We start from the raw sequence: 23,395 nt of genomic DNA, 5'->3' as shown, positions 1-23,395 counted from the left end.
AATCAGGCGACGGTGTTTTCGGTCCCGGTGCCCGCAAGGCGGAGCTGGTGGTCGCGGGCGAGGAGGAGGTAGCTGCTCGCGGTCCACGTGTAGGCGCGGTCGCGCAGTCCCGTGCCCGTCAGGGCGTCGAAGTTCTCGGCGAACCCATGGGTCTCGCATAGGGCGCGGAAGCGGGCGCTGATGTCGTCCGCCAGCCGAAGGTGGCCGGCGCGGCGCAGCCCGTCCTCGATGAGAACGGTGGCGGGGGCCCAGATCGGGCCGCGCCAGTAGCCATCGGCCGAATAGTGCGGGGAGGTGGTCAGCTCGGTGGCGAGGCCGTACGGGGTCAGGTGGGCCTTGATGCGGTCGGCCAGCGCGCTGGTGACCTCGGCGGGCAGGTTCTCGCCCAGCGCGATGGGCATCAGGTCGAGGAGACTGGCGCTGCTCCAGGTCTCCCCCGAACCGGCCGATCGCGCGACGAACCTCTCTCCGGTCCAGAGTTGGTCGAGCAGCGCCGCCTGGAGTTCCTCGGCCAGCCCGGCCCACCGGCTCGCCTCGTCCGGTCTGTGCAGCTCTCGTGCCAGTGCCTCGAGTTCGCGGAGCTGGAGGACGAGGAAGGCGGTGAGGTCCGCGGTGACGACCACACGGCCGGGGTCGAAGGTGGTGGCGTTGTCCCACCCGCTGTCGTTGCCGTGCTGGTAGTAGGGCAGTTCGGCGCCGGGGGCGCGCCGCACGGTGAGCCAGAAGCCGGTCCAGCGCTCCAGGCGCTCGTACACCTCGGTCAGTTCGGCCCGGTTCAGGGGGGTTGGCAGCCTGCGCCGCAGATGGCCGAAGGCCCAGCCGTGGATGGGCGGCTTGACGAAGTTGTGGAGGACTTCGGAGTGGGTGACCGAGTCCGGCAGGGCGCCGCTCTCGTCCTGGTGGTCGAAGGGCAGGTGAAACTGGTCCCAGGCCAGCTCCGGCGCACCCGGCGCCAGGGCGAGGGCGTTGAAGCAGTGGTCCCAGCTCCAGACCTTGTCCATCCAGTGCTTGGACATCAGCACGCCCGGCCGGGTGACCAGGCCCTTCGCCGCTACGGCCGCCGACCAGACGACGTAGGCCGCGAGTTCGGCGGCCGGGGTGGCTTCCGAACGCCAGGGCGCCACCGCGTCCGCGAAAGCCGCGAACGCTCCCCGTGCGGACGACGCGATGTCGTCGAAGGACGCCGAGGATGCGTAGGGTGGGCGAGCGGTGTCGAGTTCCTCGACCGCGACCTCCCAGCCGCCGTCCGCCTGCGCGGTCACGGTGACACCGCGATCGCTACTGCCCAGGGCCTGGTCTCCCGGCGCGTCCGCCAGGGTGCCGGACAGCACGGTGACCCGGTAGCGGCGGCCGGTCTCGTACGAGGTGAAGACGTGCGCCTTGGCGGCCGGGTCGTGGAAGAAGTACGTTCCGCTGAACGGGGTGAGGGTCCGTACGGCGGCGAGGACGCCGAAGTCCAGACCGCTGCCCCGAAGGCGTACGGCGTCCGGGGCCTCATAGGCGAGCTCGACGCGCCCGCTCTCTCCGACCCAGCTGAGCAGGCCCGGTATCGCCTCGACGCGGGTCTCGGCCCGCCCTCCTCCCACCGGGTCCAGGGGGACCAGGCGCAGGACGCCGTGCATGCCGTTCTGGTGCGAGACGAGGTGGAGGTCCTCGGCATACGTCTTCTCCGCGATTACGGGCGAGATGTCGAACCAGGACCCGTACACGCTGAACGGGATGTCGTGGACGGAGAATGCCGGGCCGGACAGTGCGGCGGTCATGTGGCGTGACTCGTTTCTCGGTCAGGGGGTTCCGGCCGGCCGGCGCGGGAGGGCGCCGGTCGCCGTGGCAGGTCGGGGGGCTCAGTCCTTGACGGCGCCGGTGGTCACACCTGCCGCCACATAGCGCTGGGCGAGGACGAGAATGACCGCGGCGGGCAGTGACGCCACGACGGCGGTGGCCATGATGGCGTTCCACTCCTGGTTGTTGTTGCCGATGTAGTGGTAGATGCCGAGGGTGATCGGCTCCTGAGCGCCGCCGTTGACGAGGGTGTTGGCGAAGACGAAGTCGGACCAGGACCACAGGAAGGCGAACAACGAGACCGTGACGACGGCGTTGCGACTCATCGGCAGGACGATCGACCAGAAGGTGCGCAGGGCTCTCGCTCCGTCCATCTGCGCGGCTTGGAGCAGCTCGCCGGGGATGCCCGACATAAAGGCGGTGAAGATCAGCACGGCGAAGGGGACGGCCAGAGTGGAGTCGGCGAGGATCAGGCCGGGGACGGACTGGAGCAGGCCGAGCTGGAGGTAGACGGCGTAGAAGCCCATCGCCATGATGATGCCGGGGATCATCTGGGCGGCCAGCAGGACGAAGCTCAGCAGGCCCCCGCCGCGCGGACGCAGCTTGGCCAGGGCGTAGCCGGCGGGGGCGGCCAGGGCCACGGTCAGCACGACGGTACCGAGGGCGATCATGAGGCTGGTGCCGAGGTAGGGCAACTGCTCGTCGAGGACCGTGCGGTAGCCGGCCAGGGTGCCGTGGGTGGGGAACAGGTCCGGCGGGCTCTTGCGCATGTCCTGGTCGCGGGTGAGGGACACGTTGATCATCCAGTAGAGCGGGAAGAGCATGACCCCGGTCAGCAGCAGGCCGACGGCCGTCTTCCAGCCTGTCTTCGTGACAGCGTCCGTTCTCATGACAGCGCCTGCCTTCGGTGGACACGGACGTAGATCAGGCCGAACACCAGAGCGGCGACCACGAGCAGGTTGCCGACCGCCGCACCCGGGCCGAAGGCCGGCAGGAGATTGCCGAAACCGAGCTGGTAGGACCAGGAGGCGAAGGTGGTCGACGAGTCCGCCGGGCCGCCCTTGGTCATGATCCAGATGATGTCGAAGACCTTGAGGGTGTAGACGAGACCCAGCAGCAGCGTGATGGCGGAGACCGGCCGCAGCAGCGGGAAAGTGATGCGCCAGAAGCGCTGCCAGGCGTTCGCGCCGTCGAGGGCGGCGGCCTCGTGCAGAGACCCGGGGATGGACTGAAGACCGCTGTAGAGCACCACCAGGTTGAAGGGGACGCCGATCCAGATGTTCGCGATGATCACCGAGATGAGCGACCAGGACGGCGAGGTCAGCCAGTGCACCGGCGCGATGCCGACGGCTTGCAGAACCGCGTTGACCACACCCGAGTCGCTGTTGAGCATCCACGACCAGGTGGAGGAGGAGACGATCAGTGGCAGCAGCCAGGGGACCAGGAACAGAGCTCGGAGGGTGGCCGAGAGCCGGAAGTTCTGATTGAAGAAGACCGCGAGGGCGAGCCCGATGGCGTACTGGAAGACCAGGCATACGCCGGTGAAGACCGCCGTGTGCAGCAGGGCCGGGGCGAAGACCGGGTCGTCGAAAACCTTGCGGTAGTTCGCCAGGCCCGTGAACGGCGCGTCACCCTGGACGAAGGAGCGGACGGTGTAGTCGCGCAGACTCAGGTCGAGGTTGCGGTAGAGCGGATAGGCGTAGAAGAGGGCGAGATAGACGGTGACCGGGGCGAGGAAGCCCCAGGCTGCCCACTGCGGGGAGGCCGGACGGCGCCGGTCTCGCGCGGCCCGGGTCGAGGCGGCGACGGCCCCGACCCGGTCGAGCGCCGACCGGCGGTCCGAGCGCTGTTTCGTGTCGTTCATCTACGGATCGCGAATCCCTGGTTACTTGACGGCCGACTGCGCCTCGGACAGCGCATCCTGGGGCGACTTGGAGCCGCTGAGAGCGGCCTGGACGGCCTTCCACATCTGCTCGGAGATCTTCGGGTACTTGGTGCCCAGGTCGTCGCTGGTACGGCCCTTGGCCGCCCGGACCGCGTCGGCCCACGGCTTCAGGTCGGCGTCCGCGGCCACCTGCTTGGCCTGGACCTCGCCGGTGGGGGCCACGTAGGACAGCGTGGTATCGGTCTTGTAGAGGGCATCGCCACTGGTCAGGCACGTGACCAGCTTCTGGGACGTGCCGTAGCGGGCGGAGCCCTTCTGGACCGGGATGGTCACGAACTCGCCACCGGTGGGGGCCGCGGCGGCGCCGCCCTTGGCGGCGGGGATGGGAATCACCCCGTAGTCGAAGCCGGCCTTCTTGGCATTGGCGAGCTGCCAGGTGCCGTTCTCGCCGAACGCATAGTCACCGCTGGCGAACTCCTGCCAGCTGGTGGTCTGGGTGTTGTTGAGCACCGAGTTCGGAGCGTAGCCGTTGTCGAGCCAGCCCTTCCACAGGGACAGTGCGGTGACGCCCTGCGCGGAGTCCAGTGCGGTGAGCTTCGCGCCCGAGCCCCAGAACCACGGCAGGAACTGGAAGCTGCCCTCCTCGGTACCGATCGCCGAGAAGGTGATGCCCTTCTTCCCCGCCTTCTTGACCTTCGCCAGCGCCGCCGTCAGCGAATCCCAGTCCTTGACCGAGGAGGCGTCCACGCCGGCCTTCTTCAGCACCCCCTTGTTGTAGTAGAGGGCCAGGGTGTTGGCGCCGATCGGTGTGCCGTAGGTCTTGCCACCGGACTGGCCGGCTGCGAGCAGGTTGGCATCGGTCTTGGAGGTGTCGAGCTTGTTGTCGTCGGTCGTGGTGAGCACACCCGCCTCGGCAAGGGTCGACACCACCGGATTGTCGACGATGAGGATGTCCGGGGAGTTGCCCTGCTGGGCCGCCAACAGGGTCTTGTTGGCCAGGTCGCTGGTGTCGAAGGCCGTCCTCTTGATCTTCACGCCCGCTTTGGTGCCGCACTGGTCCAGCAGCTTCGCCCAGTCCGAGCCTTTGGCGAACTGCGGGTACGGGTCCCAGACCGTGTAGATGCCGCCGGCGGCGTCCGATCCGGAGCTGCCCGAGCCGGAGGAGCAGGCGGTGGCGCTGACGTGCACGGCCAGGATGGTCAGGGCCACGGCGGTCAGACGGCGTTGTCTGGAGGTGCTGTGCATGGCAGGTCCTTCGCTTGTGAGCACGGATGTGCCGTGACAGGGATGACGGGGAAGGCCGGAGCACGCTGAAGGCGTCTGTGAAGGATGCGGATGCTCGGTGCGCTGGAAGGGAGGTGCCCGTGAGTCGTGGTGGGTTGTGCGCCCGTGGGTCGTGGTCGGCAGTGTGTGGAGTCGGCAGGCGGCGCCTTCGGGCTCAGGAGGTACCAAGGACGGGCCCGGTGCTGGCCCGCAGGGAGATCGGCGGTGCGAGCAGGTGGTTCCGGGCCGAAGCTCCGGGGTCGTCCAGCCGCTCGACGAGGAGGTCGACAGCGAGACGGCCCATCTCCTCCGCCGGTACGTTGGCGGCGGTGAGCTGCGGAGTCACCGTCTCCGCCCACCGTCCGGCGACGACCCCGGTGACGGAGAAGTCCCGTGGTACATGGCGGCCCGCCTGGGCGAGCCCTCGGTAGAGACCGCCGAGCGCGGCCTCGTTCAACGTGACCAGCCCCGTGGTGGCCGGGTCGTCGCGCAGGATCCGTTCCAGGCACGCTTGCCCCGAGGCGGCGTCGTCCCCGCAGGTGTACGTCCGCACGGTCAGCCCGCGTTCGGCCGCGGCCTTGGTGAAGCCGTCCAGGCCGCGGTGGGCGGACTCGTATCCGGCCCGCAGCAGCTGCTCGGGACGGTTGACGAAGGCGACCCTGCGGTGGCCGAGGTCCGCCAAGTGGTGGACGCACGCCTCCACCAGCGCGGTGTGGTCCAGGCCCACCCACCAGCCGCTCTCCGGGTTGGCGGTGCGGCCGATGGCGACAGAGGGGAAGCCCAGCTCGGCCAGGTGGTCGACCCGGTCGTCCACGAGTCTGATCTCCATGAGGATGGCGCCGTCGACGCGCCGTTCCCCCAGCAACCGCTGGAAGGAACGGTCACTGTCCACGCCGCTGGGCGACAGCAGTACGTCGTAGTCGTAGGCCGCGGCGGCCTCGACCACGCTGCCGATGAAGTCCAGCTGCATGCCGGTGTAGTGGTTGCCCGCCGGCGGGAAGACCAGGCCGATCGTGCTGGTCCGGCCGTTGGCCAGAGCGCGGGCACTGGCGTTCGGGCGGTAGCCCAACTCGTCGATGACCTGCTGGATCTTCCGGCGGGTACCGTCCGAGACCGGGCGCTTGCCACTCAGCGCGTAGGACACGGTGCTCCGCGAGACACCGGCACGCCGGGCGATCTCACCGATGTTCACGAAGAGCTCCTTCTTCGAACCAGTTCGAGAGAACCAGCCCGGTCGTCGAACCGGTTCGCGTGAAGTGAAGTTAGGAACAAGCGGGAGCGCTGTCAACACCGGGAACGACACTGCTTACAAAGATCATGACACCCCAACGCTCCACGGGCTTGGCGGACTTCGCTTGCGTCAGAGGTATTGCTACGAGATTTCCTCGGTGCTAGCTTCCTGCGAACCGGTTCGATGAAGGCGCCGTCGTGCGCGGTGAGCGCGCCGTTGCCGACGAACCGGCCGAGGCCACCTTCGGAAGGGAGGGGCGGGCAGAGCCGGAGGATGCCGGGGGCGTGGTGGTGTTCGGCCAGGACGACAGTGTCGGGGCCGTGATCGCGGACCCAGACCGCGCCCAGTGCGGCCGGGTCGCTGGGTAGCGACTCGTCACCGTCGCAGGCAGCAATCCCGGCCATCAGCGCGGTCCATGCGGCAAGTCTGGCGGCGGTAGCGGGAGGCAGACCGGACGCCTTATCGGCCAGGTCGCCGATCGGCTCGACCTGGTCGACCCCGACGATCCGGCGGGCCCGGACCGGCCATCTAGAGCCTGTCGTCAAACGTCACGCCCACATCAGCAGTGATGCGAGGGTGATGGCGGCCTGGAAGGACTGGGCGGTCTTGTCGTAGCGGGTGGCGATGCCGCGCCATGTTTGAGGCGGTTGAAGCAGCGTTCCACGACGTTGCGGCGCTTGTAGACCGCCTTGTCGAAGGCCGGCGGGCGTCCTCCGCGGCGTCCGCGGCGGAGCCGGTTGCGGATCTGGTCGGCCCGCTCGGGGATGGTGTGGGCGATGCCCCGCTCACGCAGCCAGGTGCGGATCGCTCTGGAGCTGGAGCCCTTGTCGCCGATGACGTGCGAGGGCCGGATGCGGGGCCGGCCGGGTCCGACCCGGGGCACGCGAATGGCCTGCATGACGGCGGTGAACTGGGTGCAGTCGTTGGTGTTGCCGCCGGTGATCGTGAAGCCGAGCGGACGGCCCAGGCCGTCGCAGGCGAGGTGGATTTTGCTGGTCAGGCCGCCCCGGGACCGTCCGAGCCCCGGGTTGCGGAGCCCCCTCTTCGGGCCCCGGCGGCATGCTGGTGGGCCCGCACGATGGTCGAGTCGACGGACACCATCCAGTCGACGGCACCGGCCGCATCCACCTTCGCCTGGGCGGCCCGCAGCATCCGATCGAAGGTGCCGTCGGCCGCCCACCGGCGGAACCGGGTGCAAGGTGGCCCAGGATCCGTAGCGCTCGGGCACGTCCCGCCAGGTGGACCCGGTCCGGAACTTCCACACGATCCCGTTTAGGACCATCCGGTCGTCCAGCCGTTTCCGCCCCGTCTCGGCATGGGGCAGCAGCGGCCGCACGAACTCCCACTCGGCGTCCGACAGTTCACGGCGACGTATCGCCAGACCATGATCCACCAGGCAAGATCGTTTGACGACACGCTCTAGCCTCGGTGGCCCGGGCTGCTCAGACTCCGGCGGGCACCAAGCCGAGCGCCGGGTGGCTATGCCGGGCAGCGATGGCGGATAGCCCCCTTACCTGGACGCAGTGCACAAGGCCTGCGGCATCCACAAGATCTTTTGGCCCGACGACTACACGTTTGTGGGCTGCTGGCTCTTATGCGGAGTGAAGGCGAGAGCGGCGGTCGCATCGGGGCGGGACCTGTGGATCAGCCCTGGGAGGGACGCGGAGGGCGTACCTTCCCGATTGATCCTGTGATGGTCACCGAGTAGGCCCGCGTTCGCAGCGCGGGTCGGGAAGGCACGCCCGTGCTCAGCGTAGTCACCGAGGATGGCGCCACCCAGTCCGGCTCCCTGATCGACGAGATCGTTCGCGAGGGCGCCCGCCGCATGCTTGCCGCGGCGCTGGAAGCGGAAGTCAACCAGTACATAGCCGATTTGGCCGCCAAGACGGACGTAACCGGCCGTCGCCTGGTGGTGCGCAACGGTCATCATCGGCCCCGGACCGTGGTCACCGCGGCCGGGTCGGTTGAGGTGATGGCCCCGCGGGTCACGACCGACGCGTCGAGGAGCAGACCGGCGAACGCAGGCGGTTCTCCTCCAAGATCGTTCCGCCGTGGTGCCGCAAGTCGCCGAAAATCTCCGAGGTGCTGCCGCTGCTCTACCTGCACGGTCTGTCGTCAGGGGACTTCGTCCCGGCCCTGGAGCAGTTCCTTGGCAGCGCGGCCGGCCTGTCGTCGGCGACCGCGACCCGGCTGACCTAACAGTGGAGCGACGACCACGCCGCATTCCAGCAGCGCCAAGGTCCGGCTCGGCCAGGCGCGCTCGTGCGTGCTGGTCTTGCTTGGCGTCCGCTTGGACGGTACGAAGGAGCTGGTCGCACTGGCCGACGGGCTGCGGGAGTCCACGGATTCGTGGGCCGACCTGCTGCGTGACTGCCGCCGACGAGGCATGCGCGACCCCGAGCTGGTGATCGGGGACGGCGCGATGGGCTTGTGGAGGGCGCTGGCCGAGGTGTTCCCCGCTGCCCGCCCCGATCTACATCATCTTGGGCAACTTGTCCGCCCACACCGGAGCCAAGATCCGCCGCGGGGCGAAGAAACACAAGGTCGAACTGTGCTTCACCCCGACCTACGCCTCCTGGGCCAACCCCATCGACCACTTCGGACCGCTTTGGCAGTTCACCCTGGCCAACTCGAACCACCCCAACCACACCGTCCAGACCCGGGCCCTGCACGCCTACCTGCGCTGGCGCAACTCGAACCACCCCAACCACACCGTCCAGACCCGGGCCCTGCACGCCTACCTGCGCTGGCGCAACACCAACGCACGCCACCCCGACGTCCTCGCCGCCCAACGCCGAGAACGCGCCCGCATCCGTAGGGTTGGGGATGGGCGGAGAGACGGCCACGATGATCGGCTCCGGTGCGGTGCTCGCGCTGGGACTGACCGTGCGGCTGATGAGTCGGCGCGGGTACGGGTATGTGGGAGATCCTGCTCGAGCTGGCGAAAGGACGCACGGCTGCCGTGGCGGAGCGGGAACGCCGGGCTACCACGGTGGAAGTCCTGGATCGCCTGCTTCATGGCAAGCGCGTCGATGAGATTGACGACAGCGGCCATCAGCGGACCTACCAGGTCGCGCCGGCGCGTAAACGGCGAGAAGCCCGAGGCGGTCACCGCTGTTCGCGTTCGGCGACATCTGATGTGGCCGGCGCCAGCCGCTGACGACGACGAGGAGGCCACTGTTCGCCGACCGCGGCTTCGATCACGACGGGTAATACCAACGCCTGCTCGAGCACCGACCGCTACGCCCGACGTGTTCGTTTGGCTGCCCGTGCAGCCGGTGGCGGCCCCGAAAGTGATCGCGGCCACCACCTCTCCGCCTCGCGGTCTCCGTTCCGGCGCCACCCGCTGGAGCAACTTTTGCAGCCCGTCAGGCACCAGACGTTCGACCGTCAACACGCAACCAACTGGCTGGCCTGGCCGAAGGAGACAACCTCAAAGCCGGGACGTCATGGCACTCCTGCGGCCGCTGTCTGCGACCAGGAGCTCAGGAGTAAAGTGCAGCCGCCCCGTTCCACAGAGCACCGGGGTTAAGGCGCTCGGGGAACAGCTCCAGCATGGCGTTGAAGAAGCTGAGAGCGCTGTCGTGCTGGGGGAGCAGCTCATCAGCGGCGTTGAGGTACTGCCGGGTCTCGTTGATGGCGCGCGTCGCGTCGTCGTCGAGTGCCTTGTTCTTGTGACCGGTGACAATCCACCGGGGCTGGAGGGCTTCGACGGTGTCGATGGCGCGACGCCATGCATCCAGGCCGCCGTTCTTGGCTTCCACCAGGAACTGGTGCACGCCGTTGTAGATCACGTCGCCGGCGACCACGAGATCCAGGTCGGGGACATGCAGGACGGAGGTGTCGTCGGTGTCAGTGTGGCCGACCTCGACGATCACCATCTCATGGTCTTCGAGCGTGAAGCGGTTGTTGGGCACAGTGACAGCCGTGACGGGAGAGTCGGGGATCTGGCCGGGGAGGAGCTTGTCCCAGAAGCCCGGACGGATCGCCACGTTGTGGTACATCTGCTTGATCGTGCCCTCCGTCGCAACGACCTGGGCGCCGAACCGCTCGGCCAGGAGGTTGGCGGCGAACCAGTGGTCACCGTGACCGTGGGTCACGAAGATATGGGTCAGGTTCTTGCCGCTGGTCTCAACCCACTGAGCGACCGCCTCGCCCTGAACGGTGGTCATGGGCGGGTCGACGAGTACGGCGTCGTGCTCGCCGTGGATGAGTGTGATGGAAAGGGGCGAGAACATCCGCCGGTCGCCGTTGGGGACGAGTTCAGGAACGTTCAGCGGGATCGGGTCGGCGGTGAAAACCTCGTACGCGAGAGCGCTGTTTGTAGACATGACTACCTCTTAATGAGTGATCGATGGTTTTGGGGATGACTGCCGACGGCGCAACAGCTATGCGAGCAAATAACGCTGTCGGAATCGACACAACGGACGACGAGGCGCAGTCGACGAGCCAGCCAGATGGATCAGCGGCCTCCATACGTCATCCGTGCAGGTAGACAATAACGAAAGGTCACTGAGCTCGGACTACTCCAGGGAGTAGGTATGAAGGACTGGGCGCCGTAGTCGCCAACCTGACTAATGGAAACTATAGCCAACTTACACCCAGGAGCGTAATAGCAAAGTCGGAAGCGGGTGACGCACGATGAGTAAAAGCGCGGTGCACAGGTGGAATGGTCCTGGACCTGGTTCGCATCTGGATCGCCAATGATCCTGGCGCCGAGGTGAAGGTGCGTAAAATCGCCCTTGGACCATTAGGTCAGGGTGGGTGAGCGGCGATGGGGGCGCGCAGTTGACATGCGATATGTACGGTGGACTTTCATGCCGCTGCGCCGGCGTCAAGGGCGTGGCCGGCGAGCCATATGTCCGACGGTTATGGTTGACGTGATGCCGTGGGCCGGGCGTGCTACACGTCTTGAGGCTGATGCAGCGGATGTCGAATATGCGATTTGACCTGCTCAGAACCCTAGAAATTCAGATGGCATGATCTTCCGCGGACGCCCGCTTGCGGGCCCGCGAGGCGCGTAGGTTAGCCGGGTTTCCACATGACCGGAGGCTGTGCCAGACCCCAATGTTGTTCCGTGTACGGTCATAGAAAACGGCTACACATGCGGGATTTCGGCACGCTTTTAGCCGTCGCCACGTACCCTCCTTCTGTGCATTGAAGGATTCCGCAAGAACCGCAGAAGCTACCCAGTGCCAGCCGTATCCGTTCGGCAGGGCGACAAACGAAGGGCCCGATGTCGTCGCTACTGTCACTGCGGCCGAGCGAAGTCGGGACGGAGGGGCGGATTGATCAGCGTCTGCGTCTGCTTGCCCGGAAACGAGTAGTCGGAGCTCGCTTCGCAGTTCCCTGAGAGCCGGGAGGTCCTCCTCGGGCAACGATGGCAGCGAGAAATCGATTCCGGAGGACTCACTCAGCGCCCTTCCCGCCGAAGTCAGCCAGTTCCGCGCAGATGCGATGTCAGACAGAAGATCATCGTGAGTGTGTCTGGGACCTACCAGGCCGTCAGAGGAAGAGTTCAAGAGGTCCTGGACAAAGGCCAATCCTCCTGGAGCCGGAACCAGTCCGGGAATTCGCTCTGTAGCGATCCACTGCACCATGTGAGACCTCGCTCAACTTAGGTTGATCCTAAGGCCAACAGAATTCCGTACTTCGACAGCCGTTCGCACTGAGCCGCATGTTCGGCAGAGGCTACTAGGGCTAGCAATGGCTTAGGCGTGTTCGTCCGGGGGGCGAGTTCGGAACCGAATCAACCCCATCGGGTTCATACAGCCAACCACGCAGGGTCACATCCCCCTGCGCCCGGAATTCAACGTCAGTGCGCGTATGAGCCATCGAGTCACTCCTCCTCACAGGGCGCGACACTACTGTAAGCCTGTAGCTAGTGTCGGTCAACCAGTGCGTGCAGATGGTGCCTCCATTCCTACGCCGTTCTGCGCCTCCTCTCGGCCCACCGTCAAACGCTGCGACTGGCCAGCCGTACTGCCCCTCCCACTCGTGGTTCTTCTGGGATCTCAGGCGTTGGCGTTGCGCCACCGCAGGTAAGTCATGGGGCCTGCGGGCGAGCGCGATGTGGTTGGGGTGGTTGGAGATTACGGGGTCTGCATCTCGCCACAGGTGCAGCGGTGGGTTCTGACAGGGTGCCCTCTGCGGCGAGGCGACTATTCCGCGTCGAGTCCCAAGTCCTGAGGCGCGGCGTCACAGGCCGTGAAGACGGCTGCCCGGATCAAGGGGGCCTTCGACGGTCCGGCGGTGCTGTCAGATGTCTTGAGCAACGGCATGCGGGTCGGACTGCGCCGATGGGTCGAGTCCACCTTCCTCGTCCCCGAACGGCGGGGCAGGAGCCGCGGCGTGATGGTCGAACTACTGTGGATCCAGGGGGTGGTAGGTGGTGTGGTGGGTCGGGTGTGGGCTGGGGTTTTGGTTGTTGATTGAGAATCGGTTTTTGACGGGTGGGGTGGGGGCTGGCCTGGGGTTTTCTGGGTTGTGGTGAGATTTTTGGCCGGGGTTGTGTGTAGCTTCCGTAGCTAAGGAGCGAGGTGGGGCGGTCAGTGGTGTGACCTGCAGATTCCCGGCCTTGGACGTAGTGAGTGGCGACTCCTCCTGCGTACCGCGATTCCCCCTGGCTCCCCGTCCGTTCTGGCACGGATGCGGCACGACCGCTGTCGGTCCCGAAGTTTCTGGCCCCCACGCCTCCGCGCGGCTACCGTGCTGCTGGTAGATCGTCTGACCGACGAGGGGGCTGAGTCGTGCTGACCACTGCGCACCCCCCGTAGGTACCTCTGGAAAGCCCAGAGGGCCCTACGGAGGCTCTCCATGTCCCGAACCGTCCGCACGACTCCCAGGCAACTCCGGGTTCAAGACGGCACTTCGGAGTCCATGTCCCTGTACGACCTGCGCTACACGCACTCCGAACTGGCCCAAGCCGCCCGCGAAGGCCGTCGCCCTGCCCCGACGAAGACGCTGCGCCGGATCACCTCCTGGCAGTGGATGGTGCTCTACTGCAGAAATGGCTCATTCTCCACCGAGATCGCTACGGCTGAAGGCCGGGCCCGACTCCAGGGTCGACTGGAAGCCCAGCGGATCCGCGGATTGCACCACGGCGGCCACGACCTTGACGACGTAGATATTCCTCCGGTCCGCCACCGTCACGGCGGGCTCTGGAATGCTTGGTAGACACGAAGCGTCCGAGACTGACCAGCATGTGCGAGCGCAGGAAGTGCCTATGGCGAGCCGACCAAAGGGCTTGCGCCTTGCTGTTCTCGTACGTGATCGGCGAGCGGTCTTGAAAACCGTCGTGGCAGCGATGTCACCGTGGGTTCAATCCCACACTCTCCGCAGTAGGCCGGCGAAGGCGCTGGACAGAAGGGGTACCCCAAGAGACGGGGGCGCCCCTTCTTCATGCCTGAGGCCGCCCGTGCTCAGAGCACTCACAACAACCTGGGAAGTCTACTGCCACCCCTTCCACGTGCGGTTCGCCGATCTCGCCCTGGAACCCGTCGCACCGCCGGAGCTCCCTGAAGAGATCTCCGGACCCCAATGGACGGTCTTCCGTATCCCGCTGGAGTCGGACGCGCTGCCCGTCTCTGATCTCTTCGAATGGCAAGCCGTAATCCGCTATGGCACAATAATATAAGAAGTTAGGCCAAGGTGGGGGCCTCGGGAAGAGACTCAAGCCAGCCTTGGGAGGCGATGCGCCTTGAGTGGTCCCCTACGCGGAAGCGAGCCTGATCATCCCTCACTTGAGGGGGTTAGAAAACTAAAAGTTGTCAAGCCGACTCCCCTCGAGCTCATGGAGGACGCCGGGACCGGTCTAGACTACGGGATTCGGCCGGACCGCATACCTGGCTACATCACCCCTATCGACCGCTTCTTCCTTCGCAGCCACACACCGACCCCCCATCTAGACGCGGCGAGATGGTCGCTCCGGATCGAAGGAAGCGGGGTACGGAAGCCGATCACCTACACCTACGCCGATTTGGTGGATCACTTTCCGCTGGTCTCAATGGTCCGAACGATAGAGTGCGCCGGTAACCGCCGTGTGCTGTTCGGCGCAGAGTACAAACATAATTTCCAAGGTACCCAGTGGGGCCGCGGCGCGATCAGTACTGCCGAATGGACCGGTATCCGGTTGCGCGACCTGATCGAACCGGCGGGGATCACCCCGAGAGCCTGCGAGGTCATGCCGGAAGCGCTCGACGAGATCAGGGCCCGCCGGCCCATGCCGCTGGCCAAGGCACTTGCCGACGACACCCTGCTGGCGCTGACCATGAACGGCGAGACGCTGCCGCTCGATCATGGGTACCCGGCTCGGGTCGTGGTGTCCGGATGGCTCGGTGCCGCCAGCATCAAGTGGGTGGGCCGGATCGAAGTCTCCGAACATGCGCTGCACGTTCCGTGGAACACCGAGGACTACGTACTGATCGGTCCGGACTACCCTCCGCAGGCGCCCTCACTCGGTATGCCGATCACCGGCATACCGGTGGCGAGCCTGGTAGAACTGACCTGGCCAGCAAGGCTGCGGCCGGTACCGCAAGTCATCCGGGGGCGTGCGTTCGCGGGAGAGAACCAGGTCACAGCGGTGGAATATTGTATCGACGAGGGTTCCTGGCAGGAGGCGTCCCTGGCTCCGCCGGAGATACCGGGGGCGTGGGTACGCTGGCAGTTCAGCTGGGATCCCGAACCCGGCGATCACACCATCCGGGTACGCGCCACCGACGACCAGGGCCGTACCCAGCCCGACACCGTCCCATGGAATGACCTGGGCTACTGCTATCACCCGGTGCTGTCCCACCCCATCCGTGTCGAATGCACGACCTGAGGCTGTATCAGGGCTCGGAGAACAGGCGGGCGAACTCCAAGTCCCCCTGGACGAGAAAACTCGAACGCACAACCTCCTGATGCAGATGGACGCACTTTCCACTCGCAGCGCCGAGACCAGAAAGAGCACAGCTCATGACCGAAATTATCGCGGGGGTGGAGGTCCCCGAGACGGTGGCGGTCGCCGAAGCCACCCGCCACATCCGGGGGATGACCAGCCCCCTCATCTTCCATCACTCCCGGCGCGTCTTCTTCTTCGCCTCGCTTCATGCTTGCGAGGTCGGTCTGCGGCCGGACCCGGAGCTGCTCTACCTATCCGCCATTTTCCACGACCTCGGCCTGCTGACGCCCTTCTCCGACGTGGAGCAGCGCTTCGAGCTCGATGGCGCCGACCACGCACGCAAGTTCCTGCTCGACCGCGACTTTTCGGCCACGGCCGCCGACGTGGTCTGGGAGGCGATCGCGCTGCACAGCACGCCGAGTATTCCCGGCCGGATGGGCCCGGAGATCGCCGCCACAAACCACGGCGTGCTGACCGACGTGCTGGGCGTGGGTTTGGAGGAGCTGGATCGCGGCCTGGTAGACGAGATCACCGCTGTTCATCCGCGCGGCGATTTCAAGAACGGGTTCCTGCAGGCCCTTCTCGAGGGAACCAGAGACCGCCCGGACACCACCTACGCCACCATAAGTTCGGACGTATTGGTGCACTTCATTCCCGGTTTCCGTCACGTCAGCATGGTTGAGAGGGTCATGGGTTCGGCCTGGCCGAGCTGATCGGAGCATCGAAGTGATCAAAACCCCGCAGGTCGCCAACTTTGACGAGGTCGTACTGAACGAGGACTGTGCGGTGCGCATCGCTTGCGACTGGAACGTGTCCGCCTCTGGACCCGGTTACGTGACCCGGTTCGAGATCGATGCGGAGTCTGTGAAGCGGTATCCAGTACGCCAGGCGGGGGTCAGACAATTCTTAGTACTCCAGCAGGACTTCGACGTTTTGCCTGATCAGAGGGCTGCGCGGTGAGTGTGGTGGGCTGGTGCCCGTCAGGGGCGGTCTTCCTGGGACCGCCCCTCGATCGTGTGCAGTCGGCGTTGGTAATGGCAGCGGCGGGCGACGGCCTGGCGTTGTCGGCGCCAGGTGGACCGGTTCAAGGCGTGAGCGCGGGGCGAGCACCGTGGCGGACGCGGGTCGTGGGAACGGGCGCCCGCCAGGAGTCGCCGGATCTCTGCCACGGTGAGGTCGACCGGGTGCGGGAACCGTTTCTGCAGCCCCCTTTGATGCCGCGGCTGCCGCCATCGCGGCCAGGAAGGCGTGGGCGAGCATGGCCAGGGTGATGTGCCGCATCCAGCCGGTGTAGCGGCGGACCTCGTACTGGTCCAGCCCGCACTCGTTCTTCGCAGCCTGGAAGCACTCCTCGATCGCCCAGCGCGTCCCGGCGATCCGCACCAACTGCTCGACGGTGGTGTCGAGTTGTGAGTACGCGAGGTAGTAGGCGATCTCGTCGGGCTTGGTCAGGCTGCGGCGGGCCAGTGCCCATCGCCTGCGGACCGGGGCCCCGTCCTGGTAGTCGTACTCGGCCACGGCGGGCAGCTGGATGGCCGCCCAGTCGTAGACGCGCGGCCCCTTGGCGCCGTCCCCGCACGAGATCCGTTCCCAGGCCTCGGCCGGGGCCTGGGCGAACAGCCAGTCGATGCGTGGACAGCCCACGCTGAACTGGGACTTGGGCACCGCCAGTACGTAGCCGACGCCGGACTGCTCGAGCAGGCGCCGGAAGCGACCTTCCTGTCCGAAGGCCGAGTCCGCGGTGACCCAGGCGATGGGCAGCTCGGAGGCGAGTGCCCGCAGCACCATGGCCTTGGCCAGGTCGCCCTTGGTGTGGAAGTCCCGGTCGTCGGGGATCTTCGCCGCGCGGCAGCGGTCCCGGTCCTCGGTCCAGGACTTGGGCAGGTAGAGCTCCCGGTCGACCAGGGCACGGCCCCGGGCGGAGGCGTAGGCAGCGAAGACCCCGATCTGGCAGTTCTCGGTGGGACCGGCGGTGCCGGAGTACTGGCGTTGCACGCCGGCGGAGGTGGTGCCCTTCTTGACAAAGCCGGTGTCGTCGATGATCAGGACTCCGTCGTCCTCGCCGAGGCGTTCGGCGACGTAGTGCTGGAGCTCGTCGCGGATCTCATCCGCTTCCCAGCGGGATCCGGCGAGCAGGTGCTGCAGCCCGTCAGGGGTGGTGTGACCTGCGTATTCGGCCAGTTGCCAGCCGTTCTTGCGGCCGACTGGGCCGAGTAGACCGCGGACGTAGTCGCGCATTCGTCGGCGTGGCTCCACGCGGCTGAAGCGGTGGCCGACGCGGAGGAAGAGGTCTTCGAGTTCGCGGTCCCAGCTCTCGGCTGCAGGCTCGTTGATCATGGCGGGAGGCTGCCCTCGCCGCTGTCATGACCAACGCCGGCTGCCCACGATCGAGGGGCGGTCCCGGGAAGGCCGCCCCTGACGGGCACCAGCCCACTACGCTCACCGCGCAGCCTTCTGATTCAGGCAAAACGTCGAAGTCCTGCTGGAGTACTAGCACCCCCACGTGAGCCACCGCCCACGGAGAACGCACCCCCGGGGTCTTGAACGGCCCTCGGGGCGAGGTGGGGCGCAGGCCGCCAGGATTAGGAACGGCGAGCCAGGGCTCGGGGTACGGACCGTGGTCCGCATGAGACCGTCTGCGGGCTTCAGCCTGCCGACGTGCGTGCCGTGTCCCTGGTGCGGATGTGCTGGCTGAGAAAGAGAGCGGCGCGGTCCAGTGCCTCGTCGGCTTCGTCCAAGACGCCGGTGAATGCCTGGAAGACATGTGGAACGTCAGCGGTGATGTCCAGGATGACGTCCACCCCGGCGTCTCTCGCGCGCACGGCCATGCGTGTGGAGTCGTCCAGGAGCATGTCGTTGGTGCCCGCTTGCAGAAGCATCGGGGGGAAGCCGGTCAGGTCGGCGAGGGTCGCGGGGCTGAGCATGGGCTGGTGGGGGTCCTGTCCCGCGCGATACATGGCCCCGGTGTGTTCCAGACCCTCACGCGTGAAGAACGGATCGATGCCCGCCTTGGTGTCCATGCTCTCGCCAGTCCGGGTCCCGTCAAGTCCTGGGGAGAACGCCACGATCGCGGCGGGCATGGGCAGGCCCGCGTCGCGAGCGGCGAGGCAGGTGGTGACAGTGAGGCCGCCACCGGCGGAGTCGCCGGCGAACACGGTCGCCGACGGGTCTTCGCCGCCGTCGAGAAGTGCGCGGTAGGCGCTCAGCCCGTCCTCGATCGCGGCCGGGAACGGGTACTCAGGGGCAAGCCGGTAATCCAGCGAGAACGCCCTGAACCCGGTTCTGGTCACCAGGTTCCCTGTCAGCGACATCGCCGTCTCCGGTGAACCGACCACGTAAGAGCCGCCGTGAAAGTAGAGGATCGTCCCTGCCTTCGGAGTGTCGACTGGCTCGACGAGCACCGCGCGCCGATCGCCGAGCGTCGCAGTCCGGGTGCGGATCGCAGCCGGGACGATCATTCCCCCCATCATCGCCCTGAACCCGGCGCGGAGCTCCTCCACCGACCGAGGGCTCTCCGACTGAGGCCGTCGGACCATCGCGTCGATCTCCGCGCGCTGTTGCCTGCTCATTGTCGCCTCCATTGCAAGTGCATGCCAAGGAACTAAATTCCGTGGCATGCAGGGTAGAATATATGCCATGGCATCTAAGTCAAGCCGTGCCCCGATCGACCTTCCGGGCTTCTTCGCCGATCTCGTCCGCTGCGAGACACGCCTCTACAACGCGCTGAACGACCGCCTTCGCGAGCGGCACGGGATCGTCACCTCGCAGTTCGAGTTCCTCCGCTTCCTGCGCGACCACCCCGGGTCCCGGGTGGCGGACCTCGCCACCGAATTCGCCATCGGGATCGGCGCGACCAGCAAGGGCGTCGACCGCCTCGAGAAGCAGGCATGGGTCGCACGGCGAACCAATCCATCGGATCGCCGCTCATCACTGCTGGACCTGACCGCTGGAGGCCTGCAACTCGTCGAGGCGGCGGAGGCGACCTTCACCAAAGCACTGGCTGAGCTGACCGCAGACGTCCTCGGCGGTCCCACAGGACTGGCCGCCGTACAAGTCCTCTCGGAGCTGCGCTCCGGGCTCGAACGCGACCAGATCGGCCTGCCCACAGGCTGACCGGCATGGGCATCCAGTGCGACTGCCCGTTCGCTGCGTGATCAGCTTTCGTTACGAGGGTGAATCCCGCGGATTGATCACGACTCGATACGCACCCTAGTTCCACGACGGATGACACCGGGTCGGCGGCGATGAGTGGGCGGTGCTGATCGCCATCTGCCGACGGTAGCCCGAGCTCGGCTGCTGTCACCAGACGTCCGAGCCGCCGGGACAGCGCTTCTGCGTGCGGCCGTCCCAGCGGTAGCGCTTGGTCGCGCGTCGGATGAGCATACGGAGCGTGACGAGAGCGGCGGCGAGGGAGAGGTAGAAGTCCACGACCTCACCGCGCTTCTCGGTGCAGCGCCGCAGCTTGCCGTAGTCGTTCATCCAGGAGTGCGTGCGCTCCACGACCCAGCGTTTCCCGGCCTGGATCGGCGCCGGGACGTCCTTGCGGGCGATCTCGGCCGTGAAGCCCAAACCGGTTATCAGTGCCCGCGACTTGGCGCTGTCGTAGCCGCGGTCCCGGTTGACGTTGACGTCTTCGGGCATCGCGCCGAGCTGTGTGCGGGCCGCCTCCAAGGTCGGGCCGAGCAGGGGTGAGTCGTGCCGGTTGGCCCCGTCGGAGACGAGGCCGAGCGGGACGCCGCAGGCGTCGGAGGCGACCGAGCGTTTCAGTCCCTGCTTGCCCCTGTCCACCGGTGACCGCCCCGCCTTCTCGCCACCGGACGGGGCCTTGGTGATGCAGCCGTCAACCGAGATGTCGGTAAGCCCCAGCCGGATCATGCGGTCATAGGCTTCCAGGGCGAGGGCATGAACCTTCTCGGATATCCCCAGTTCAGCCCACTCTTTGACACGCCGCCGGATGGTGCGGTCGGAGCACCGGGACTGGAGATGCGCTCGTAACCGGAGCCGTGGACCAGCGCAAGCACGATGTGCTCGAAGACGGTCCGGTCGGCGACTCGGCGGCGGTGGCAGCCCAGCGGATGGTCGGCAACGAACGCCGCCCGCGCGGGCAGGAGTGCGGCGAACTGGTCCCACAGGGGTTCGAGCAGGCAAGATGGCACCGCAGGCACGGGTCCTCCGTGTGATCACTGAGCGTAGAGAACTCCATGATCACGCAGAGCCCGTGCCTGTCTCACATCCGTGCCCCTCAGCCGACGAGCGGCCAACCATTTGCCGGTCGGTCTAAGTCGGACCGCGAAGGACCCGGTCAGGCTGCGGCGGGCCATCGTGGTGATGATGTCCGCCCAGGGCCAGTCGGTGAAGGACATCACCTCGTTGATGCAGGTCAGCGAGGATTACGTGCGCGATGTCATCCACGCCTTCAACGAGCGGGGGTTCGACGCGCTGGACCCAAAATGGAGCGGGGGACGCCCGCGGGCGATCAGTGAGCGGGTGCGTGAGCGCATCTGCCTGGTCGCCCGGACGTCCCCCGGCGACTGGGGCATCGCCGCCTTCTCCACCTGGAGCCTGGCCAAACTGGCCGAACACCTGGTCCAGCGGAAGGTCGTGCCCGCCATCAGCCGGGAGACCCTGCGCCGGATCCTGCGCGAGGGTCAGGTCTCCTGGCAGGCCACCACGACCTGGAAGGCCTCCAGCGACCCGGACTTCATCGCCAAGATGCACCGGGTCCTGGAGTTGTACGACGCGCCACCCGCCGACGGCCGGGTGATTTGCGTGGACGAGTTCGGCCCGCTCAATCTGTTACCCCGCAAAGGCAAGGCCTGGCGGCCACACGGCAAGCGTCGCCGGATGCGGGCCACCTACTACCGCTACGACGGCGTGATGCACATGATCGCCGCTCTCGACCTGGCCACCGGGGAGATCTACTACCGGATCCGCCGGCGCAAACGGTGGCAGGAGTTCCTCGGCCTCCTCAAGGCCCTGCGTGCCCGCTGGCCCGGGGAAGCTGCACGTCGTGCTCGACGACTTCTCCCCGCACAAGCACCCCAACGTCCGCGCTTGGGCTGCGGCCAACCAGGTCGAGCTGGTCTTCCTGCCCACCTACGGATCGTGGCTCAACTGGATCGAATCCGAGTTCGCGGCCCTGCGCTACTTCGCCCTCAACGGCACCGACCACCGCAGCCACGGCGAACAGAACGCCGCCATCGGCGCCTACATCCGCTGGCGCAACGCCCGCGCCGACCCGAAGACCAACTTCGCCCCCGACTCACCGATCCGCACCTGGACCGATTACCCGGTCAAGGCTGCGTGACAAACCACTAGCATTCGAGTCGACCCCCAGCACCCGGCGGCCTGGACCCGAAGCACGCAGGCGCCCACAACTCCTCTCGGCGCACCGCGTGCGGAGAACAAGAAGGCGGCGCACTCTAGATGGGCGGCCTTGCCCATCGGCCCGGCTGACGAGGTCGCTCCGGTCACCCTCCTCGGCCACGTCCTCCATGACCAGCGGAGACAGACCCGAAAACACCATCGGCACAAGCTGGTTGACATCCATCACATGAAGGTCAACGACCCTCACAGCTCTCCGTCACCACCACATGTGAGACAGAGTCGTTCGCTGGGCAGACCCCCGATGCCGTACTGGGCTGTCCCGACGCCGACGCACGCGACGTACACCGCTTCGAGGCCACGGACTCGCTCGAGGCGATCAGGCCTGTCGCCGCCGCGGAACTTGCAGGGTCCCGGCCGCCGGTCCTTCGATGCCATCCGGGTTACTTTGCCTTTTGCCGATACGTGTATATGCTCCTAAATGTCGCGCGGGACACCTCCGCATCGACACCACCCACCCCACACACCCACCACCACCCGGCCCGAAGCCGGAACATCAACGGAGGTACGCCATGGTGAACACGGGGAACGGCAACAGCGGGGGACTGAGCTACTACCCTTGGTGGCTGGACAGGCTGGCCGCCGACGTCACCGGGCAGGGATCGTTCATCGACGACGGCCCCATCGAGGGCCCCGAGGCCGTCCGCTCGGTCGTGACCGCCGCCCGCGAACTCTACGAGTTCCAGGACTTCACCTACACCGGCGACTACGGCGACAACGGCTTCCTGGAGGAATACACCACCCGAGTCAGGGGCGAGACGCTCCATGTGGTCGTCACCGTTGCCCGCAACGCCGCCGGTGAGTGCGAGAAGCTCGTCGTCAACCACCGGCCGCGCAACGCGATGCTTCTGTTCTCCCGCGAGATGCACAAGAAGTTCGCCGGCACCCCCTTGGCCGGACACTTCCTCGCCGACGAGTCCTGAGCGGAGCCGGGCGCGCACACGTCCTCTCGATACCCGTCCGCAGGAGGGGTGCCGTCCGGCGCGGGTCGGACAACGCTCGCGGGTACGGTCGACCTGCCCTACTCAGCCCAGGGCTCGAAGCCGGTCTGGAGAACGGCTCCGAGAGCCGCGCGCAACCGGGCCGCCTCAGCGCCACCGAAGCTTTCCTCGAAACGGGACTGCACTTCCCGCCACAGCGGCAGCGCCGCCTTCATCCGGGACTGCCCGTCCGCAGTGAGGTCGACGACCCTCGCGCGACGGTCGGACTTGGACGGCTCGACGGTCACCAGGCCCTCTCTCGCGAGCGGCTTGAGGTTCGAGGCCAGCGTCGTGCGGTCCATGGCTATTGTCTCGGCAAGGTTGGAAATCGTCATTTCGCCACGGGCGGCGAGCTTCTGCAGGATGCTGAACTGCGTCCCGCGGAGACCGACCGGAGCTAGAGCCATGTCGTAGGTCGCCCCCAAATACCGGGCGGCCTTGCGCAGGGCAAGGTTGTTGCACTGGGCGTCGCCTGTGGCAGGTGTTGCGGTCATGGTCTCCTCCGAACGTCCCCACCATGATACGAGCACCTACTCGCACCTGGGAGACAGCACGGTGCCCACCGCATGAAACGCCGGGCGCTCGACGCGCCCCCCCGTGCCGTACCCCTCTGAGCAGGCATGTCGCCCTGTCCCACGATGCCGTTCCGGCCTGCTTCGAGGTCGTCGAAGCAGGCCGGAGGAGGCCGCGGGTCCGGCACGGCGGCATGGCCGGCGGCCGGCGTCGTTCAGCCCAGGTAGAACTCTCTGCGGGCGGCGACGAGCGCCTCGATCATCTGGGGAACGACGCCGGTGACGCGTGCACGCCGTCGGCGACGCGGTCGTAGCGGTTCTCCTGGTGCAGCCACCCCATCGCGGCGATGGGTCGCTGGGTGTGCGGCGGCAGGCCCACCTAGGACTTGTCCGGACGATCATGTGACTACTCGCCGTCCGCGTCGTTGATGTGGACATGGGGCGGGGTGACTTGAGCGATGCTGAATGGGAACGACT

The 23,395-nt window shown here is 66.8% G+C and carries 16 protein-coding genes and 6 pseudogenes; 10 read left to right on the top strand and 12 right to left on the bottom strand.

The features are described 5' to 3' along the window. Nucleotides 1–2: 2 nt before the first annotated feature. The 6 genes and pseudogenes from PV342_RS31835 to PV342_RS31810 all read right to left on the bottom strand — a co-directional run bounded on the left by PV342_RS31835 (nt 3) and on the right by PV342_RS31810 (nt 7,536). On the bottom strand, nt 3–1,763 hold the full coding sequence (locus PV342_RS31835; protein ID WP_500319682.1) for an amylo-alpha-1,6-glucosidase: 1,761 nt from the start codon (nt 1,761–1,763) through the stop codon (nt 3–5). A gap of 81 nt (nt 1,764–1,844) precedes the next feature. Next, nucleotides 1,845–2,672, bottom strand: coding sequence for a carbohydrate ABC transporter permease (locus PV342_RS31830; RefSeq protein ID WP_500319680.1), 828 nt, complete (start codon nt 2,670–2,672; stop codon nt 1,845–1,847). Beyond that, on the bottom strand, nt 2,669–3,646 hold the full coding sequence (locus tag PV342_RS31825; protein ID WP_500319678.1) for a carbohydrate ABC transporter permease: 978 nt from the start codon (nt 3,644–3,646) through the stop codon (nt 2,669–2,671). Before PV342_RS31825 ends, PV342_RS31830 begins: the two co-directional genes overlap by 4 nt. A 21-nt stretch (nt 3,647–3,667) precedes the next feature. Continuing rightward, the gene (locus PV342_RS31820) at nt 3,668–4,912 is read right to left on the bottom strand and encodes a sugar ABC transporter substrate-binding protein (RefSeq protein WP_500319677.1); all 1,245 of its coding nucleotides are present in this window, start codon (nt 4,910–4,912) and stop codon (nt 3,668–3,670) included. Nucleotides 4,913–5,105: 193 nt separating this feature from the next. Next, a complete protein-coding gene (locus tag PV342_RS31815; RefSeq protein WP_500319675.1) occupies nt 5,106–6,122 on the bottom strand; it encodes a LacI family DNA-binding transcriptional regulator in 1,017 nt (338 codons plus the stop codon). A 587-nt stretch (nt 6,123–6,709) separates the two neighbouring features. Further along, nucleotides 6,710–7,536 (bottom strand): annotated as a pseudogene (locus PV342_RS31810) (IS5 family transposase). A gap of 369 nt (nt 7,537–7,905) precedes the next feature. Between PV342_RS31810 and PV342_RS31805 the strand changes: the two are divergent. The 3 genes and pseudogenes from PV342_RS31805 to PV342_RS31795 all read left to right on the top strand — a co-directional run. Continuing rightward, a pseudogene (locus tag PV342_RS31805) lies at nt 7,906–8,628 on the top strand (transposase); the annotation flags it as partial. After that, nucleotides 8,618–8,977, top strand: a pseudogene (locus tag PV342_RS31800) (transposase); the annotation flags it as partial. The pseudogenes PV342_RS31805 and PV342_RS31800, both read left to right, overlap by 11 nt. 101 nt (nt 8,978–9,078) lie before the next feature. After that, a complete protein-coding gene (locus tag PV342_RS31795) occupies nt 9,079–9,321 on the top strand; it encodes a hypothetical protein (protein ID WP_500319673.1) in 243 nt (80 codons plus the stop codon). Between the two features lie 325 nt (nt 9,322–9,646). Here PV342_RS31795 and PV342_RS31790 read toward each other — a convergent pair whose 3' ends face one another. Both PV342_RS31790 and PV342_RS31785 read right to left on the bottom strand, forming a co-directional pair. Continuing rightward, entirely contained in the window at nt 9,647–10,492 is an 846-nt protein-coding gene (locus PV342_RS31790; protein ID WP_500319672.1) for an MBL fold metallo-hydrolase, read from the bottom strand. Between the two features lie 639 nt (nt 10,493–11,131). Then, nucleotides 11,132–11,761: a CGNR zinc finger domain-containing protein gene (locus PV342_RS31785; RefSeq protein ID WP_500319670.1), complete on the bottom strand. Its 630-nt coding sequence runs from the start codon at nt 11,759–11,761 to the stop codon at nt 11,132–11,134. 1,279 nt (nt 11,762–13,040) lie between these two features. Here PV342_RS31785 and PV342_RS31780 point away from each other — a divergent pair. The 3 genes from PV342_RS31780 to PV342_RS31770 all read left to right on the top strand — a co-directional run bounded on the left by PV342_RS31780 (nt 13,041) and on the right by PV342_RS31770 (nt 15,755). Beyond that, a complete protein-coding gene (locus PV342_RS31780; RefSeq protein WP_500319668.1) occupies nt 13,041–13,337 on the top strand; it encodes a hypothetical protein in 297 nt (98 codons plus the stop codon). Nucleotides 13,338–13,953: 616 nt separating this feature from the next. Next, on the top strand, nt 13,954–14,982 hold the full coding sequence (locus PV342_RS31775) for a sulfite oxidase (RefSeq protein ID WP_500319666.1): 1,029 nt from the start codon (nt 13,954–13,956) through the stop codon (nt 14,980–14,982). Between the two features lie 134 nt (nt 14,983–15,116). Continuing rightward, nucleotides 15,117–15,755, top strand: a complete 639-nt coding sequence (locus tag PV342_RS31770; protein ID WP_400805133.1) for an HD domain-containing protein — start codon at nt 15,117–15,119, stop codon at nt 15,753–15,755. A 475-nt stretch (nt 15,756–16,230) separates the two neighbouring features. Here PV342_RS31770 and PV342_RS31765 read toward each other — a convergent pair. Both PV342_RS31765 and PV342_RS31760 read right to left on the bottom strand, forming a co-directional pair. Further along, nucleotides 16,231–17,379, bottom strand: a pseudogene (locus tag PV342_RS31765) (IS701 family transposase); the annotation flags it as partial. 308 nt (nt 17,380–17,687) lie between these two features. Next, entirely contained in the window at nt 17,688–18,611 is a 924-nt protein-coding gene (locus PV342_RS31760; protein ID WP_500319665.1) for an alpha/beta hydrolase, read from the bottom strand. A gap of 67 nt (nt 18,612–18,678) precedes the next feature. Here PV342_RS31760 and PV342_RS31755 point away from each other — a divergent pair, with 67 nt between their 5' ends. Then, nucleotides 18,679–19,155 carry a MarR family winged helix-turn-helix transcriptional regulator gene (locus PV342_RS31755; RefSeq protein ID WP_500319663.1) on the top strand — a complete coding sequence of 159 codons (477 nt, stop codon included), beginning with the start codon at nt 18,679–18,681 and terminating at the stop codon, nt 19,153–19,155. A gap of 186 nt (nt 19,156–19,341) precedes the next feature. Here PV342_RS31755 and PV342_RS31750 read toward each other — a convergent pair. Further along, nucleotides 19,342–20,207 (bottom strand): annotated as a pseudogene (locus tag PV342_RS31750) (IS5 family transposase). A gap of 70 nt (nt 20,208–20,277) precedes the next feature. On the opposite strand from PV342_RS31750, the pseudogene PV342_RS31745 reads away from it, so the two are divergent. From PV342_RS31745 to PV342_RS31735, 3 genes and pseudogenes are all read left to right on the top strand, one after another. Further along, nucleotides 20,278–20,982: pseudogene (locus tag PV342_RS31745) on the top strand (IS630 family transposase); the annotation flags it as partial. Between the two features lie 40 nt (nt 20,983–21,022). After that, the gene (locus tag PV342_RS31740; protein WP_500319661.1) at nt 21,023–21,349 is read left to right on the top strand and encodes a transposase; all 327 of its coding nucleotides are present in this window, start codon (nt 21,023–21,025) and stop codon (nt 21,347–21,349) included. Between the two features lie 589 nt (nt 21,350–21,938). Next, complete coding sequence (locus PV342_RS31735; RefSeq protein WP_500319659.1) at nt 21,939–22,349, top strand: hypothetical protein; 411 nt, start codon at nt 21,939–21,941, stop codon at nt 22,347–22,349. Nucleotides 22,350–22,447: 98 nt separating this feature from the next. Here PV342_RS31735 and PV342_RS31730 read toward each other — a convergent pair whose 3' ends face one another. Further along, nucleotides 22,448–22,900, bottom strand: a complete 453-nt coding sequence (locus PV342_RS31730) for a MarR family winged helix-turn-helix transcriptional regulator (RefSeq protein ID WP_400805143.1) — start codon at nt 22,898–22,900, stop codon at nt 22,448–22,450. Nucleotides 22,901–23,395: the final 495 nt, after the last annotated feature.

This window comes from Streptomyces sp. PA03-3a, assembly GCF_033792735.1.
Lineage (GTDB): Bacteria > Actinomycetota > Actinomycetes > Streptomycetales > Streptomycetaceae > Actinacidiphila.
The sequence above is the reverse complement of the archived record's forward strand: the minus strand, read 5'-3'. Positions and strand labels throughout refer to the sequence as shown.

Bases quoted from the DNA above. Each gene is read 5' to 3' on its own strand.
- PV342_RS31735 (WP_500319659.1), top strand. From the start codon at position 21,939: ATGGTGAACACGGGGAACGGCAACAGCGGGGGACTGAGCTACTACCCT.
- PV342_RS31790 (WP_500319672.1), bottom strand. From the start codon at position 10,492: ATGTCTACAAACAGCGCTCTCGCGTACGAGGTTTTCACCGCCGACCCG.
- PV342_RS31780 (WP_500319668.1), top strand. From the start codon at position 13,041: ATGTCCCTGTACGACCTGCGCTACACGCACTCCGAACTGGCCCAAGCC.
- PV342_RS31775 (WP_500319666.1), top strand. From the start codon at position 13,954: ATGGAGGACGCCGGGACCGGTCTAGACTACGGGATTCGGCCGGACCGC.
- PV342_RS31755 (WP_500319663.1), top strand. From the start codon at position 18,679: ATGGCATCTAAGTCAAGCCGTGCCCCGATCGACCTTCCGGGCTTCTTC.
- PV342_RS31820 (WP_500319677.1), bottom strand. From the start codon at position 4,912: ATGCACAGCACCTCCAGACAACGCCGTCTGACCGCCGTGGCCCTGACC.
- PV342_RS31835 (WP_500319682.1), bottom strand. From the start codon at position 1,763: ATGACCGCCGCACTGTCCGGCCCGGCATTCTCCGTCCACGACATCCCG.
- PV342_RS31770 (WP_400805133.1), top strand. From the start codon at position 15,117: ATGACCGAAATTATCGCGGGGGTGGAGGTCCCCGAGACGGTGGCGGTC.
- PV342_RS31730 (WP_400805143.1), bottom strand. From the start codon at position 22,900: ATGACCGCAACACCTGCCACAGGCGACGCCCAGTGCAACAACCTTGCC.
- PV342_RS31760 (WP_500319665.1), bottom strand. From the start codon at position 18,611: ATGAGCAGGCAACAGCGCGCGGAGATCGACGCGATGGTCCGACGGCCT.
- PV342_RS31830 (WP_500319680.1), bottom strand. From the start codon at position 2,672: ATGAGAACGGACGCTGTCACGAAGACAGGCTGGAAGACGGCCGTCGGC.
- PV342_RS31795 (WP_500319673.1), top strand. From the start codon at position 9,079: ATGTGGGAGATCCTGCTCGAGCTGGCGAAAGGACGCACGGCTGCCGTG.
- PV342_RS31825 (WP_500319678.1), bottom strand. From the start codon at position 3,646: ATGAACGACACGAAACAGCGCTCGGACCGCCGGTCGGCGCTCGACCGG.
- PV342_RS31785 (WP_500319670.1), bottom strand. From the start codon at position 11,761: ATGGTGCAGTGGATCGCTACAGAGCGAATTCCCGGACTGGTTCCGGCT.